18 protein-coding genes are annotated in these 16276 nt (G+C 48.2%); 15 read left to right on the forward strand and 3 right to left on the reverse strand.

Translation table 11 applies throughout. The annotated features are described in order from the left end of the window. The first annotated feature begins 162 nt into the window (after positions 1-162). The 15 genes from greA to B5F87_RS00485 all read left to right on the forward strand — a co-directional run bounded on the left by greA (position 163) and on the right by B5F87_RS00485 (position 14077). A complete protein-coding gene (gene greA, locus B5F87_RS00405; protein WP_087276075.1) occupies positions 163-651 on the forward strand; it encodes a transcription elongation factor GreA in 489 nt (162 codons plus the stop codon). A gap of 294 nt (positions 652-945) precedes the next feature. Further along, positions 946-1347 carry a hypothetical protein gene (locus B5F87_RS00415; RefSeq protein ID WP_087275255.1) on the forward strand — a complete coding sequence of 134 codons (402 nt, stop codon included), beginning with the start codon at positions 946-948 and terminating at the stop codon, positions 1345-1347. Between the two features lie 18 nt (positions 1348-1365). After that, a complete protein-coding gene (locus tag B5F87_RS00420) occupies positions 1366-2361 on the forward strand; it encodes a hypothetical protein (RefSeq protein ID WP_087275256.1) in 996 nt (331 codons plus the stop codon). Continuing rightward, positions 2351-3259: a diadenylate cyclase CdaA gene (gene cdaA, locus B5F87_RS00425; protein ID WP_087275258.1), complete on the forward strand. Its 909-nt coding sequence runs from the start codon at positions 2351-2353 to the stop codon at positions 3257-3259. Before B5F87_RS00420 ends, cdaA begins: the two co-directional genes overlap by 11 nt. Next, positions 3222-4457 carry a CdaR family protein gene (locus tag B5F87_RS00430; RefSeq protein WP_087275260.1) on the forward strand — a complete coding sequence of 412 codons (1236 nt, stop codon included), beginning with the start codon at positions 3222-3224 and terminating at the stop codon, positions 4455-4457. The genes cdaA and B5F87_RS00430 overlap by 38 nt, the downstream gene beginning before the upstream one ends. An 81-nt stretch (positions 4458-4538) precedes the next feature. After that, positions 4539-5066, forward strand: a complete 528-nt coding sequence (locus B5F87_RS00435; RefSeq protein WP_158096896.1) for a TetR/AcrR family transcriptional regulator — start codon at positions 4539-4541, stop codon at positions 5064-5066. Between the two features lie 27 nt (positions 5067-5093). Then, the gene (locus B5F87_RS00440; protein ID WP_087275263.1) at positions 5094-5867 is read left to right on the forward strand and encodes an RNA methyltransferase; all 774 of its coding nucleotides are present in this window, start codon (positions 5094-5096) and stop codon (positions 5865-5867) included. 333 nt (positions 5868-6200) lie between these two features. Next, positions 6201-7697: a glycerol kinase GlpK gene (gene glpK / locus B5F87_RS00445; protein WP_087275266.1), complete on the forward strand. Its 1497-nt coding sequence runs from the start codon at positions 6201-6203 to the stop codon at positions 7695-7697. A 288-nt stretch (positions 7698-7985) separates the two neighbouring features. Continuing rightward, the gene (locus B5F87_RS00455; RefSeq protein ID WP_087276078.1) at positions 7986-8897 is read left to right on the forward strand and encodes a deoxyribonuclease IV; all 912 of its coding nucleotides are present in this window, start codon (positions 7986-7988) and stop codon (positions 8895-8897) included. Between the two features lie 55 nt (positions 8898-8952). Continuing rightward, entirely contained in the window at positions 8953-9663 is a 711-nt protein-coding gene (locus B5F87_RS00460; protein ID WP_087275270.1) for an MBL fold metallo-hydrolase, read from the forward strand. Between the two features lie 63 nt (positions 9664-9726). Next, the gene (locus tag B5F87_RS00465; RefSeq protein WP_087275272.1) at positions 9727-10110 is read left to right on the forward strand and encodes a RidA family protein; all 384 of its coding nucleotides are present in this window, start codon (positions 9727-9729) and stop codon (positions 10108-10110) included. Between the two features lie 267 nt (positions 10111-10377). After that, positions 10378-11991, forward strand: coding sequence for a VWA domain-containing protein (locus tag B5F87_RS00470; protein ID WP_204246024.1), 1614 nt, complete (start codon positions 10378-10380; stop codon positions 11989-11991). Further along, positions 11991-12635: a 5-bromo-4-chloroindolyl phosphate hydrolysis family protein gene (locus B5F87_RS00475; RefSeq protein WP_087275276.1), complete on the forward strand. Its 645-nt coding sequence runs from the start codon at positions 11991-11993 to the stop codon at positions 12633-12635. The genes B5F87_RS00470 and B5F87_RS00475 overlap by 1 nt, the downstream gene beginning before the upstream one ends. Next, positions 12632-13687, forward strand: coding sequence for a substrate-binding domain-containing protein (locus B5F87_RS00480; protein ID WP_087275278.1), 1056 nt, complete (start codon positions 12632-12634; stop codon positions 13685-13687). Before B5F87_RS00475 ends, B5F87_RS00480 begins: the two co-directional genes overlap by 4 nt. A gap of 117 nt (positions 13688-13804) precedes the next feature. Further along, positions 13805-14077, forward strand: coding sequence for an HPr family phosphocarrier protein (locus B5F87_RS00485; RefSeq protein WP_087275280.1), 273 nt, complete (start codon positions 13805-13807; stop codon positions 14075-14077). A gap of 119 nt (positions 14078-14196) precedes the next feature. On the opposite strand, the gene queC is transcribed toward B5F87_RS00485, so the two are convergent. From queC to queE, 3 genes are read right to left on the reverse strand one after another with little or no spacing between them, the layout of a single operon-like run. Beyond that, on the reverse strand, positions 14197-14871 hold the full coding sequence (gene queC, locus B5F87_RS00490; protein ID WP_087275282.1) for a 7-cyano-7-deazaguanine synthase QueC: 675 nt from the start codon (positions 14869-14871) through the stop codon (positions 14197-14199). Between the two features lie 56 nt (positions 14872-14927). After that, entirely contained in the window at positions 14928-15521 is a 594-nt protein-coding gene (gene folE / locus B5F87_RS00495) for a GTP cyclohydrolase I (RefSeq protein WP_087275283.1), read from the reverse strand. 42 nt (positions 15522-15563) lie between these two features. Continuing rightward, a complete protein-coding gene (queE, locus tag B5F87_RS00500) occupies positions 15564-16232 on the reverse strand; it encodes a putative 7-carboxy-7-deazaguanine synthase QueE (protein WP_087275285.1) in 669 nt (222 codons plus the stop codon). Positions 16233-16276: the final 44 nt, after the last annotated feature.

Consider the following 16276-nt stretch of genomic DNA (forward strand, 5'->3'; position numbering starts at 1 on the left):
CATACCGGAACTGAAAGAATTTTGCCGTGGAATTGTAAATTCCCCGCGTTGACAAGATTTTTAATTTGCATTATAATCATGACTTATCTGGAGTCTCCTTTTTATGATCGGAAGGAGACTTTTGACAGGTAAGCAACTTTAAGAAAGGTGTAGATGAGAACTATGGTAGAGAGTAAGAAACATATCCTGACAAGTAAGGGAATGCAGGCTCTGGAAGATGAACTCCAGGATTTGAAGGTAGTAAAAAGAAAAGAGATTGCACAGAAGATTAAAGAGGCAAGAGAGCAGGGCGACTTATCTGAAAATGCCGAGTATGATGCAGCTAAGGATGAGCAGCGTTCCATCGAAGCAAAGATAGAGGAGCTTGAAAAGATCATAAGAAATGCCGAGGTTATCGACGAATCAACCTTTGATAAGGATACGGTCAGCATCGGAAGCACCGTCAGATTCTATGATGAAGAGTTTGACGAGGAGCTGGAGTACCGGATCGTGGGTTCCACGGAATCCGATATTATGAAGGGACTTATTTCCAATGAATCTCCTCTGGGCAAGGCGCTGGTAGGTTCCAAGCTGGGACAGGAGATTGAGGTGGAGAGCGCAGAAGGCGTATCCAAATACAGAGTTCTTGAGATTTCAAGAAGCGATATGTAGGACGGACCGCAGAGTATCCGGGGAGCGGTTCTCCGGTGCAGGAACATACATGGCGAAAAGAGAACTGCCGTACAAATGGAAGATCAGAGGGGAAGATTTCTGATATTTTGTTTGGCGGCAGTTTTTCGCATTTACGGGTAATGGTTTTTCAGATTATCATTGTAATTCCTGGAATAAACATGTTATACTTATTAAGTATAAATGATAAAGTAGTGTATTTTTATATTTTCCGGCGAAAATGTTAACATAAATAAGACTGGATCAGAAGAGACGGATTGCAGAAAGGATTAATATATGATAGATGTATCGAAGGTCCGGATGATGACCAAGCTGGCGGTCTATGAGAAGGAGAACGGAAAAAAAGAGCTGAAAATGCACCGGTACAGCATGAGGTCATACCTGAGCCTTAAGCTTCTGGGCAGCTTTTTTGCGGTGACAGTGGCCTACGGGCTTGGAGCGTCTCTGTATATGATGCGTTACTATTCCAATATCATGACGGAAGGGCTGGCTTTTTCCTACGATGATATTCTCAGAGAGCTGCTGGTCGTATATGGAGTCGTCATGGCCGTTAATCTGATCCTTACCTTTGTGATTCAGCGAAAGCGGTACATAAGGATGATGGAGAGCGTAAAGCAGTACGATAAGAATCTTTTCGCTTTGAAGAAGTATCTGGATAAAGAAAAAGAATTACAATAGAAAGACAGGATGTTGCGTATGGCACAGTTAGTATATTTAAAAGAAAACATAAAGTATTTTTACCAAAAGCATTCTGAGTACGCAGAGCCTGCCCTGAAGCTGCTTTTTTCTCTTGTCATGCTGTGTTTGGTGCAGAGCATGTTTCAGTACAACGAGACGGTAAACCGCCCCTGGCTTTTTCTGATCGTATCTGCTGCTCAGGCGTTTCTGCCGCTGTCCTTTTGCTTTTATTCTGCGGCCTGTCTGATTTTGCTGAATCTTTGGCAGGTGTCGGTAGAGATTTTTGCGGTGTTTCTGCTGTTTTTTGTGATCTGCTATTTGCTGTTTGTGCGGGTGGACGGAAGACATGCGTTTATTATCATATTGACGCCGATTTTATTTTACCTTAAAATGGAATATTTTCTTCCGGTATTATTGGGTATGACTGCCGGATTCAGCGGGATTCTCCCTATGGCGGCGGGAATACTGATTTATTTTTTCAGTTTGTATACAAAGGATGCCAGCGCGCTGCTGACCACAACGGAGAATCTGGATCCCGGAATAGGCATGTCCCGGATTGCCAGTCTGATGGTCATTGACAGGAAGCTGCTGGTGATTCTTGTCACCTTCTGTCTGGTGGTCTTTGTATCGGCAATACTCTATCAGATGTTTCATGAGAAGGCCTGGATGTTTGCGATTATAATAGGCAATATATCTTTGGCGGTGCTGCTCCTTTTCGGCCGGCTGATATTTGAGCTGGATTATACGATATGGAGGGTGTTCCTGGAGATCGTGCTGGCCATGGGAGTGGCCACGGTGGTGCAGTTCTTCAAGGGAATCGGAGATTTTTCCAGAATAGAGAAGGTTACATTTGAAGATGACGAGTATATTTATTTTGTCAAGGCGGTACCGAAGATCAAGGCGGCGCAGGAGGAGAGAAACGTGACGGACATTGTGGCGCCGGAAGAGGAACAGGCGGAGACGGAAGAGACGGACACAGAACAGAAAACTGGAGACGGAATGAATGAGTTTTGATCAATTTCTAGATTTAATACAAAAATATTTATACAGATTTTCCATTTCAACGATCGGTATCACAGATATTGTGGAGATTATCATTATCAGCGCGATTGTCTATCAGATCATAAAATGGCTGCAGCTTACCAGAGCGTGGACGCTGTTCAAAGGTATTATCGTGCTGCTGCTTTTCGCTCTGATGGCGGTGATTTTTCAGCTGGATACCATTGCATGGCTGCTGTCTAATTCGCTCAGTGTCGGAATTATGGCGGCGATTGTTATTTTCCAGCCGGAGCTCCGGAGAGCTCTTGAGCAGCTGGGAAGAAAGAACTTTCTCCGTAATTTCATTTTTTCTTCGGATGAGGAAGCTTCGGAGAAGACATTTCTCACCGAGAAGGGCATCACGGAGATAGTCCGGGCAACTTTTGAGATGAGCAAGGTCAAGACCGGCGCCCTCATCGTCATTGAGCAGAAGGTGGCTCTCGGCGAGTATGAGAGAACCGGAATCGCGGTGGACGGTATCGTGAGCAGTCAGCTTCTGATCAACATTTTTGAGCACAATACGCCGCTTCATGACGGCGCGGTGATCATCCGGGGTAATCGCATTGTTTCGGCAACCTGTTATCTTCCTCTGACGGACAGCATGGAGCTGGGGAAGGAGCTGGGAACAAGGCACCGGGCGGCGGTAGGTATCAGCGAGGTGTCTGACAGCACCACTATCGTGGTTTCCGAGGAGACCGGAGGAGTTTCCGTAGCGAAGGATGGCAAGCTTTACCGCAGTCTCGACAGAGAAGAGCTGAAGGAGAGACTGAATCTTCTGAGGCCGGAGCCGACAGGAAGTATGGATGTTTTAAAGAAATGGAAAGGACTGTTGCGTAATGAAAGATCCGAAAAATCTGAAAAATCTGATAAGTAACAATACCGGGATGAAGGTTCTTTCTGTTCTTATTGCAGTGTTGATATGGATTTTGGTAGCAAATATCAATGATCCGGTCAGAACGGAGAGATTCAGCGGGATTCCCGTGAGGATCATCAATGAAAGTGCGCTGACAGATCTGGGATATGCCTATGAAGTTGTGGAAGGCGAGGAAGTCAGTATCACTGTGGAGGGCAAGCGGAGTATTTTAAATGAGATGTCAGTGACTGATTTTCAGGCAGTGGCGGATTTTTCCAAATTGTCAGAGGTAGATGCTGTTCCGATTGATGTGACTGCCAGGAAATATGCCAATCAGCTGGATATTACTCTGGGAAATGTCAATACCATGAAGATTAAGAAAGATGCGGTCGTCAGCGTCAGCGTGCCGGTCAATATCATACTGGAAGGCAGCCCGGCAGAAGGCTATGCTGTGGGAAGTATGACGGGAACGCCGAATCTTGTTAAAGTAACGGGCCCGGAGAATCTTCTTTCCAGCGCGAAGGAGATTCGGGCTGAGGTGGACATCGATGGAATCAGCAACGATGTGACTACCACGGCGGATCCGGTTCTTTATGATGATAATGATGAGGTGATAGACAGCACTCAGGTGCAGATGGATACGTCATCCATTGATGTGGATGTCCAGCTCTGGAAGACAAAGATGGTGGATGTGAATCTGCAGACTACCGGTATTCCTGCCGACGGGTATGAGATGACTTCTTTTGATTATGAACCGAAGCAGATTCTCATAGCGGCGCCGGATGATGTCCTTGAAGATATAACTTCTATCACTCTGCCGAGCATTTCCGTGGAGGGATTGACACAGAATTATGAAGAGTCCATCACGCTGGATGAAGATTTGCTGCCGGATGGCGTGATACTGGCCGATGAGACAGAGGACGTAAAGGTGCAGGCGACCATAGAACAGAGAATAACGCGCCGCCTGACATTTACAGAGGCGGATATTACCGTGAGAGGCCGGGGAAACCGAAACGTTTCTTTTGACAGCGGAAACAGATATGTCATACGAGTTGAGGGAGCGGAATCCGTGGTGAAAGATTTGAAGATTACTGATTTTACGCCATGGATCGATGTGACAGACCTGGAAGATGGAAATCATACATTGAGACTTCATGTGAAGGAAGTTGACGGGGTGACGGTAAATTCCACCACCCAGATTACATTGACTCTTGGATAGAGAGATAGAAGCGAAAGCTGCCGCGCAGACTGGGAAACAGGTCAGCGCGGCAGTTTCTTATGTATGAGCGGAGGAAGAAATATGAGAAAAAAAACGGAGACCCTGCTGTGTATCGCCTTTATGGAGCTTCTCAGAAAGTATCCGTTTCCGAAGATTACTATTCAGAAAATCGCGCAGCAATGCGGAGTGAACCGGCAGACCTTTTATTATTACTTTGACAACATTTATGATCTGATGACGAGAGCCTTCGAATACCAGCTGACCCAGGAGAGCCGCGTGAACGAAGAGCAGTCCTGGGAGGCTGTCATGGAGCGCTCTCTGTGCTGGATGAAGGATAACAGGATCATCATAAAAAATATGCTGGTAAATGTGGAGAGCAGCTACATGCGCCGGGCCATCTACCCGGTCATCATGCGGAGCATGACCAATGTCTACTGGCCGAACCGGATAATAAAAGACCGAAATGAAGAATCCGATGAATTTGTACGGCATTTCCTCGTCATCGGAATCACGCAGTATATCCTCGAGTGGGTGGAGAGCGACTACAAGGAAAGCGTCAGCGAAGTGATACGGAAGCTGTTCTATATAATCAAGAGAATGTATGAGTGACAAACGGAATAATAATGGAGAAAAAATATGATATCAAGTACATCAAATAGCAGGATTAAAAATATCATGAATCTGAAAAACAGTGCCAGGGCACGCCGGCAGCAGGACTGCTTTCTGGTGGAGGGGCCGCGGATGTTCTTCGAAGTGCCGAAAGAGAGGCTGCTGGAAGTCTATGTGACGGAAGGTTTTGAGAAAAAATACGGAGACAGGCTTGCGGGCTGCCGTTACGAGCTGATCAGCGACGCGGTGTGCCGGCATCTGTCCGACACCAGAACCCCGCAGGGTGTGACGGCGCTGGTAAAGAAGCAGGAGACTCCGCTGGAGGAGATTCTTGCCAGGGATGAGAATCCCTGCCTGTTTCTGCTGGAGAATCTGCAGGATCCGGGCAATATGGGAACCATCCTGCGTACCAGCGAGGGCGCAGGGGTGAGCGGCATTATCATAAACCGGGAGTCGGTGGATCCGTATAATCCGAAAGTCATCCGTTCTACCATGGGAGCCATTTTCCGGATGCCGTTTGTGGTCGTGGATGACTTTGAGGATGTGCTGCGCAGGCTGAAGGAGGCGGGCGTCCGCACCTTTGCCGCTCATCTGGACGGCGAGGACTTTTACCGGCAGGATTACCGGGGCGGCTGTGCCTTTTTCATTGGAAACGAAGGCAACGGACTCTCCGAAGAACTTGCCGCCCGGGCGGACGGCAGGATTCGGATTCCCATGAAAGGTCAGGTGGAGTCTCTGAACGCCGCCGTGGCTGCCACGGTGCTTATGTATGAGACGCTCAGGCAGCGGGAATGGGTATAGTTTCATATGTCAGCTGGTATCGGCGGCGGGAGCGGAAAAGTCATCAGAAAAAGCGGACGTGTGTATAATTTTCATAGGAAGAAACGGGTTTTTAGTCAATTTATAAACAGATAAGAAATAAAAATTTTTTCTTGATGTAAAATGATTATAAAAAATGCTTTAAAAAATATAGAAATTTCACGATTTATCATGCAAAAAGACGATATATCCATACAAAAACCTCGAATTGTCTAAATACAGATTGGAAAAATTGTGATAATATATACCTACAGGTCATATTTTTCAAGTGACTGTAGGAATTGAAACGGATTAATTTTAAGGAGGTTTAATTTTATGGCTAAGTACATGATGGCGTTAGACGCTGGAACAACAAGTAATCGTTGTATCTTATTTAATGAAAAAGGTGAAATCTGCAGCGTAGCACAGCAGGAATTCACACAGTATTATCCACAGCCAGGTTGGGTAGAGCATGACGCAAAAGAGATCTGGCATACACAGTTATCCGTTGCAAGACAGGCAATGAAACAGCTGGGCGTTGGAGCTGCTGATATTGCTGGTATCGGTATTACCAATCAGCGTGAGACAACCATCGTCTGGGATAGAGAGACAGGCGTTCCTGTATATAATGCAATCGTTTGGCAGTGCCGTCGTACTTCTGAATACTGCGACTCCTTAAAAGAAAGAGGTCTGGTTGACATGATTCAGAAGAAGACCGGTCTTGTTATCGACGCTTACTTCTCCGGCTCCAAGATTCACTGGATTCTGGAAAATGTTCCTGGTGCAAGAGAAAAAGCTGAAGCTGGCCAGTTAATGTTCGGTACCGTTGATACATGGTTAATTTACAACCTGTCCGGCAAGAAGATTCACGTAACAGATTACTCCAACGCAGCAAGAACAATGCTGTTTAACATTAATACTCTTCAGTGGGATGATGAGATTCTTGAAGCTCTTGAGATTCCGAAATCCATGCTTCCTACACCGAAACCATCCAGCGAGATTTACGGTATGACAGAAGAGAGCCTGTTCCAGGGAAGAATCCCGATCGCAGGTGCTGCAGGTGACCAGCAGTCCGCTCTGTTTGGACAGACCTGTTTCAACGCTGGTGAAGCTAAGAATACATATGGTACAGGTACATTCCTGTTAATGAACATTGGTAAAGAGATGAAACTGTCCGAGAACGGCATGGTTACCACAGTTGCATGGGGACTTGACGGCGAAGTTAACTACGCTCTGGAAGGTTCCGTATTCGTAGCTGGTGCTGCTATCCAGTGGCTGCGTGACGAAGTTAAGATCGTGGACGCTGCTCCTGATTCCGAGTTCTTCTGTAACAAGGTTCCGGATACTAACGGATGTTACGTAGTTCCTGCATTTACAGGACTTGGAGCTCCTCACTGGGATCAGTACGCTCGTGGATGTATCGTAGGCCTGACCCGTGGATGTAACAAAGCACACATCATCCGTGCTACAGTTGAATCCCTGGCATATCAGACATACGATATTCTGGAAGCTATGCAGAAAGACGTTGGTGTTAAACTGGCAGCCCTCAAGGTTGACGGCGGCGCTTGTAAGAACGACTTCCTGATGCAGTTCCAGGCAGATATCATCGACGCTCCTGTACATCGTCCACAGTGTGTTGAGACAACAGCTATGGGTGCTGCTTACCTGGCAGGTCTGGCAGTTGGATACTGGAACAGCAAAGAAGACGTTATCGCTAACTGGGCAATCGACAAAGTATTCGAGCCTCAGATGGACGAAGAAACACGTGCTAAGCTGCTCAAAGGCTGGAAGAAAGCTGTTCAGTGCTCCTACGGTTGGGCAAAAGACGAATAATCATAACGATTACAGACGTTCAGGATTGGTCTTATCGATTAATCTTTCCTTAAAAGAGGGGTCCCGGCGGAATACCGCCGGGGCTTCTTTTGTTGCATAGAGAATACCGCTGGAATCCTCATTTAAGAAAATGCTCTCCGGGCGAGATGGTACTCTCCGGGTGGGACGGATACTCGCCGATTGAAAAAAGCGCGCTGTTCTGTTAGAATGAATGGAAAGCTGTTTTCCGTCAGGGAAGCAGTGATTCAAATGAATAATCTTCCAGAAGAAAAAGTACAGGAGGTTTTTATGTTAAAACTTGGAAGCCATGTAGGAATGAGCGGAAAAGAAATGTTTCTGGGCTCCGTGAAGGAGGCGCTTTCCTACGGGGCCAACACATTTATGATATATACGGGCGCTCCGCAGAACACCCGGAGAAAGCCTGTCGAGGAGCTGCGCATCGAGGAGGGACTTTCCCTGATGAAGGAAAATGGCATCGAAGAATTCGTTGTACATGCTCCGTATATCATTAATCTGGCCAACACGGTAAAACCGGAAACTTATGAGCTGGCCGTGGAATTTCTTCAGCTGGAGCTGGAGCGCACGGAAGCGATGCGCTGTCATACATTGATTCTCCATCCCGGAGCCCATGTGGGGGCGGGGGTGGACGCCGGTATCGCGCAGATCATAAAAGGACTCAACGAAGTGCTGGATAAGGACGGCAGCGTCAATATCGCCCTGGAGACCATGGCGGGAAAAGGAACGGAAATTGGACGGACCTTCGAGGAAATTGCCCGCATCTATGACGGCGTGACAAACAGCCACCGTCTGCGGGTCTGCTTTGATACGTGCCACACCAATGACGCCGGGTATGACGTACAGAATCATTTTGACGAGGTCATGGATGAGTTCGACCGTATCATCGGCAAAGACCAGATTGCGGTTTTTCATGTCAACGACAGCAAAAATCCTCTGGGCGCTCACAAAGATCGGCATGAAAACTTCGGTTTTGGTACGATTGGCTTTGACAGCCTGAGAAATGTTATTTACCACAAAGACTTTGAGGATATACCGAAGATCCTGGAGACGCCATATATTCCGGACCCGGAAACGAAGAAGCGTTCTTGTCCGCCGTACCGGCAGGAGATCGCCATGATACGGGAAGGGGTTTTCCGGGAGAATCTCAAGGAGGAGATCATAAAAGAGAATGTGAAGGGTTAAAGGGCTGTCCTGAAAGAGGCTCGTTGCCCGCGCAGGCGGCAGGAAAGGAGAACAGATGGAGAAGAAGTTCAAGGTCACCTATTTATACCACAGCGGTTTCCTGGTGGAGACGGAGCGCAGCTATATGCTGTTTGACTACTGGAAAGGAGAAATCCCTTTCATGGAATATAAAAAGGAACTGTATATATTTGCCTCGCACGCACACAGAGACCATTTTTCCGACGCGATATTTAAGTTGGAAAATAAATGTGAAAAAGTGCAGTACATTTTGTCTTCCGATATAAAGGACAGTACCCGGAGCTGGGCGAAAGCGGAAAATGTACATTTCATGTCGCCCCATGAAAGCCTGGATGTGGACGGAGCCCATGTGGAGACGCTGTTCTCCACCGATGAGGGAGTCGCATTTCTTGTGGAGGCAGACGGCCGGAGTATCTACCATGCGGGGGACCTCCACTGGTGGCACTGGCCGGGAGACCCAGACGAGGATAATGAGTGGCACCGGAAGGCTTTCCAGAAAGAGATGACATATCTGGCCGGAAAAGAATTTGACTGCGCTTTTGTGGTTCTCGATCCGCGGCAGGAAGAAGCCGGAACGTGGGGGATGGACTATTTTCTCAAAACGGTGCGCAGCCGGTACATTTTCCCGATGCATTGCTGGAACAATTACCGCATGATCCGGGAATATAAAGTGAAGAATGATGCGAAATATCTCACCGGACAGATTATGGAGATCACAGCGCCGGGACAGGAATTTGTGCTGGAGTAGCGGTTGACCGCGCCCGCACAACAACTAAGACAGAAATGAATGAAAGCAGAAAGGATGATAATCATGAATAAGACAGTAATCGCAACAGAAAAATCACCGGCGGCCATCGGGCCGTATTCTCAGGCCATCGAGGTTAATGGGATGATCTATACCTCCGGCGTCATCGGCGTGGACCCGAAGACCGGAGAGGCGGGAGCGACCATCGAAGAACAGACAAAGCGGGTATTTGAGAATCTGAAAGGTCTGCTGGAAGATGCCGGAAGCAGCCTGGATCAGGCGGTGAAGACTACCGTTTTTATCAAAAATATGGATGACTTCGCCACGGTCAATGAAATCTACGCGTCCTATTTCACCGGGGCGTTTCCGGCACGCTCCTGCGTGGAAGTAGCGAGACTGCCGAAGGATCTGCTCATTGAGGTGGAAGTGATCGCCATAAAAAATGCATAGATATTTAGTGATCGATCAATAGGTGATTGACGCAGAGGAGAATCCCTTCCGGATCGGACAGTAATTTTGACAGAACTGTCTGACCGGGAGGGATTCTTGATTATGAAAGAACTTTACACAGAACTCACCTGAAACAGATGCCGGATTTTACATGAAAGAGGTATAGTTATGTTAAAAAACAGTTAAAATGGGGGTGTTTCATCAATCCTGAGGAGGAGGGGGAGCGATGAAAACACAGCGAATGGGCGTATGCAGGAAAGGAAAGGGATGGAAATGAAAGCGGTAAAATCTATGGCGGTGCTGCTTCTGGTGAGTATAATTTCTTTGGTATTGCTGACTTCATGTAGACCGGGAAGCGGGCAGAGTGATTCTGCAGATCGTGTGATTGGCAGCAGCAGTTCTGTTCTCAGAATTATTTCTGGTTCCGAAAATGCGGAGCTGGAGCCGATTCTTGAGAAGTTTGCAGAGCAGGAAGGCATAGAGATTCAAATGAGTTATCAGGGATCACTGGATATCATGCGGCTGCTGGAAGGCGAAGAGATCGATTATGACGCCGTGTGGCCGGCCAGCAGCATCTGGCTGACTATGGGGGATACAAAACATCGGGTGCAGCATACGGAATCTGTTTCCATTTCTCCGGTGGTTTTCGGCATACGGAAAAATCTTGCAGAGGAACTGGGATTTGTGGGCCGTGAGGTATCCGTAGGGGATCTTCTGGCAGCCATTCAGAGCGGAAAGCTTCGTTTCTGCATGACCAGCGCTACCCAGTCCAATTCCGGCGCCAGCGCCTATATCGGTTTTCTCTATGCCCTTCTGGGCAATCCGGAGGTGATTACCTCGGAAGATTTGCAGAGCGAGGAGCTGAAAACACAGATGCGGGAACTGCTTTCTGGTGTGGATCGTTCTTCCGGAAGTTCCGACTGGCTCAAGGATATGTTTCTGGAAGGAAACTATGATGCCATGGTCAACTATGAGTGCCTGATGATACAGGCCAATGAAGAGCTGGAACAGCGGGGAGAGGAGCCACTCTATGTGGTCTATCCTTATGACGGTCTGTCTCTGGCCGATTCGCCGCTGGGTTATGTGGATCAGGGTGATGACAAAAAAGAAGAAATGTTTTTGAAGCTGCAGGAATATCTGCTGTCGGATGAGGCGCAGAATGAGATTCAGCGGACGGGACGCCGTTCCGGCTATACGGGGATATCTGAGGAAAATAGAGATGTGTTCCGCACAGACTGGGGGCTGCAGCCGGACCGGGTGCTGTCGCCGATCCGAATGCCTGCAGCGGATGTTCTGCAGGAGTGCCTGAATATGTATCAGACGGATTTTAAGAAGCCGTCGTTAAGCGTGTATTGTCTGGATTATTCGGGCAGTATGGAAGGGGAAGGCAATGAACAGCTGGTGAACGCCATGGAGCAGCTGCTGATTCAGGAGAATGCACGGCAAAATTATCTCCAGGCGTCGGAAGATGAGGTGAATATTTTGATTCCGTTCAGCGGGAGTGTTATTGATACTTACACGGCAGTGGGTGCGGGCAGTGAGATAGAAAATCTTTATGATACAGTGAGGAAGCAGGAGGTGGGCGGCGGCACAGATATGTATAAAGCGGCCATACAGGGACTTTCTATGTTGAAAGAATATGATTTGTCCCAGTATACGCCGGCCATTATCCTTCTCACCGACGGGCAGTCCGGCGGTTCTTTTGAAGACTTTACGCAGGCTTATGAAGAATTGGGAGCGGAGGTACCGGTATTTTCTATCATGTTTGGCGATGCCGATGAGACGCAGCTGCATCAACTGGCCGATTATACCAACGCTCGCGTGTTCGACGGCAGGGAGAATCTGACGGAAGCATTCCGGAGTGTCAGGGGGTATAATTAATGAGAGATATACCAGGAGTGATCGTATCGGTGGTGGCAGCGGCCATGACATTTCTTGTACTGTTTCTGGTGCTGCACTGGAGTCTGTTGGTCAGCGCGTTGCTTTGTGTGGGCGTTTACGCCGGTGTTCTGCTGCTCAGCAAACCGGCGGGAAAGCTGACCGGAAAGCAGGAGACTGTCTTTTTGGAACAGGACGAGAGGGAAGAGCTTCTCAGGGAGGCGCGCGGGGATCTGGCAGAACTTAATGAGGCGGCAGGCGCTATCACAGACGATACTGTACGTTCTGACGCGAAAGCGCTCCATAAAACAGGCGTGAGGATTCTTGACTATCTGGAGGAGAATCCTGACAAGATCCGGCAGGCCCGGCGTTTTTTCACCTATTATCTGGATACGGCGGCGAAACTTATGAGCCGGTACATTGATTTTCAGGAAACGGGGCTTCACACAGAGGAGATTTCGGAAATTCTTTACAGGACGGCGGAGGCGCTGCCGGTGCTCAATCACGCCTTTGAAAAACAGTTCACTCATCTGATGGCCGGGGAATTGCTGGATGTGGAGACAGATATCGCTCTTCTGGAGAAAACCATAAAAATGGAAGAAGGACTGCAGATAAAGACCGGGAGAAAAAGGGAGGATGCACAATGAAAACAAAGTTAGCGGGGCTTGGAATTCTGGCGATCGTCATCATCGCTGCGGCTGCTTATGCTTTATTTTCCGGAAGACAGACGGCCACGGAAATCAGCGGTTTTGTCGGTGGAGAGAAAATTGGTCTGCTGGAAGATGAAGAGGTACAGCAGATTTTTGAACAGAAGTATCATCTGACCATGGATTATGCCAGAGCCGGATCCATTGATATGATCTCGGCCGACCTGACGGGCAGAAATTTCCTCTTTCCTTCCAATCAGACTGCGCTGGAGCTTTATGAGCAGGCCCACGGGAAGCCGGTGCAGAGTGAAATTGTACTCAACACGCCTATTGTACTATATACCAGAAAAGCGGTGGCCGACGCTCTGGCAGCGGAGGGCATAGCAGCGATAACGGATGATGTATATTATGTGGATATGGCAAAGCTGACGGAATGTATCGAGTCAGACAGGTCATGGGCGGATGTAGGGCTTCCTCAGCTGTATGGAAATGTATCGGTGGGAACCACAGATCCGACAAAATCCAACTCCGGAAATATGTTTGCAGGACTGTTGGCAAATACTCTGTGCGGAGGGGTAGCCGATGAGAGCACAGTAGATACAATTCTTCCGCGGCTTCAGAGCATTTTCCAAAAGCTCGGCTACATGGAGAGCTCCTCGTCAGATATTTTTGATCAGTTTTTAAAGACAGGTATGGGAGCGAAACCTCTTATTGCCGGCTATGAAAGTCAGCTTCTGGAGTTTGCGGTGGAAAATCCAGATACATGGGAACAGGTAAAAGAAGATATAGTGATGCTGTATCCGACGCCGACCGTATGGTCTTCCCATGTGTATATTGCTCTTGACGAGACGGGGACAGCAGGCATAGACGCGCTGCTGGATGAGGATGTGCAGCGGCTTGCCTGGGAAAAACATGGATTCCGGACGGGGCTTTATGATGCTCCGGCTGATGTGGGACATTTTGGAGTGACCGGCATTGCGGAAGAAATCACGCAGGTAGCTCCGATGCCGGATGCGCTGACAATGGAAAGAATCATAGAAGCACTAAGCTGAAAGCAGGAAGAAAAAATAGAAAATCTTAGCCGGGAAACTTCCCGTAAGTTGATTGAAACCCCTATGGAAGTGTGATAAAATATCATTATGTATGGATAGAGGAGGGGTATTAACTATATGGTACGGGCGGAGTTGACCGTAATGAATGAGCAGGGGATTCATTTGGGGCCTGCGAACATCATTGCCAATCTTGCGGATAAGTTTGAATCGCAAATACATTTTAAGACGGAGTACATGGATGTAAATGCCAAAAGCATTATCAATCTCATCAGCGGTACTTTTCGTCAGGGGGATAAAATATTATGCGTCTGCAGCGGGCCGGATGAGAAAGAGGCTCTGGAGGCGATGAGAGATGTCCTTTCACGTAGTCTGGAGGGAGCGAAACTCTAGGCCGGTCAGAAGTCCAGGCCGGGCAGAAATATTATGAGGGTGCGGCAGGATACATAAAAACTAAAGAAAGGGAGTCGCTGCATGTGGTGTTTGCAGCGGCTCCCTTTATATGTCCGGGATTACCGGACGCTTTTGGATGCCAGATATTCTTCCAGTCCTTTCCGGCGCAGTTTGCAGGAAGGACAGTGTCCGCAGCCGTCTCCGATGACGCCGTTATAACAGGTGAGCGTCTCATTGCGGATGATATCGAATACGCCCAGCTCGTCGGCCAGCGCCCAGGTTTCTTTTTTGTCAAGCCACATCAAAGGAGTGATGATGTCAAAAGGATAATCCATTGCCAGGGACAGGGTGGTATTCAATGATTTGATAAAAATGTCCCGGCAATCCGGATAGCCGGAAAAATCACTTTGAGATACGCCGGTAATAATATCGGTGATTCCTCTCTGTTTGGCAAAAACAGCGGCATAGGATAAGAACAGATGGTTCCGGCCATCTACGAATGAGTTTGGCGTTCCTTCGGAAGGGGCATCCTCATCTACAGGAATGTCGCTGCGGGTCAGTGAGTTTGGAGCCAGTTGATTTAAGAGGCTCATATCCATGATGTGATGTTCAATGCCATGATCCTGACAGATCTTTTTGGCACATTCCAGTTCCAGAGCATGTTTTTGATGATAATCAAAAGACAGTGCGATGACTGTTTCGTAACGTTTGATAGCCCAGAACAGACAGGTGGTACTGTCCTGACCGCCGCTGAATACAACGACAGCGGCTTTTTTATTTTTCAATTCCTGCATGATGCATTTCCTTTCTGTTATACGGTATATTTAAAATGCGTGAGCCGGGAGTAAGATTATTTTGCGGCCAGCATCATATAAAGCTGATTCTGAAGCACTGCGTCGGTTTCAAACCGTCCCCGCAGGGTGGTGGTTACGGTGGATGCGGCGTCTTTTTTTATGCCCCGGGCGCTCATACAGCTGTGAGTGCCATGGATGATGACCGCTACATCGGCGGTGCCGGCGGCCTCAGTCATAATTTCCGCCACATCGGAGCCGATACGTTCCTGCAGCTGCAGGCGTTTCGCCGCCATGTCGCAGATGCGGGCAATTTTGCTCAGTCCGAGAACCCGTCCGTTTGGAATGTATGCCACGGAAATGTGCATGTCATACATGAGAGCGATATGATGCTCGCAGTAACTGAAAATCGGGATATCCCGGACAAGAACGATATCTTTTCTGTCCGGTTCTACCGACAAATCGTCCTGAAATGATTTGTTGAACATTTCGGCGATCTCGTGATTGGAATAGTTCATTCCCTCGAAGACTTCTTCGTACATTCTTGCCACCCGGTCCGGGGTTTCCTTCAGTCCTTCCCGGTCCGGGTCATCACCGAGAGCGATCAAAATTCCCCGGATATGTTCCCGAATCGCTTCTTTATCGATTGCCATTGCATTTCCTCCTTAATCATGGTGCAGTCAGAACAGACTGCGTTAAACGCCCCGCTGCTGCGGAGGCCAGATAAATTTGTGCATCTGAAGCTGAAGACGGACATCATTCCACTGATGATGAATCATATACTCGGTGATTGTCCGGGGTTCAATCCGTCCAAATACAGCGCTTAAATACACGCGGCACCGCTCTGTAAGATGATATCCGGCGGTGATTTCTTCTGCCCGTGCCAAATCATTTTCGCTGCTGACAACAAACTTCACAGAATCGTCTTTTGTCAACAGAGAAAAATTGTCCAACCGCATGTAATCCTCCATACCGCTGTCCGGACATTTGTAATCCATGGTAAAAGCCGGGCGATGAGAAAGTTCGCAGAATGGGGCGAGAGGCACGCTGCCGTTGGTTTCAATCTCCACTGCAAAACCTGCTTCGCCGAGAGCCTCGATGAGCTCTGAGACGTGGGGAATGAGCAGAGGTTCTCCGCCGGTCAGCGTTACATTTACAGTGCCGCTTTCTTTCAGCCAGTGAAGAATCTCTCTGGCGGTCAGCGGCTCCGTCGGGCAGTCCGATTCATTGGCCCAGGAGGTATCGCAGTAATTGCAGGACAGATTACAGCCTTTCATGCGGAGAAAAGCAGCCATCATACCGGCTTTCGGACCTTCTCCGTTTATGCTGATAAATTTTTCTGCAAGTGGGTAAATCACATTCATTTTTCTCTCCGTTCTGCCGCAGGTAGCGAGATCAGGCGGCTGCT

It is taken from the genome of Eubacterium sp. An3, from assembly GCF_002159465.1.
Lineage (GTDB): Bacteria > Bacillota > Clostridia > Lachnospirales > Lachnospiraceae > Anaerobutyricum > Anaerobutyricum stercoris.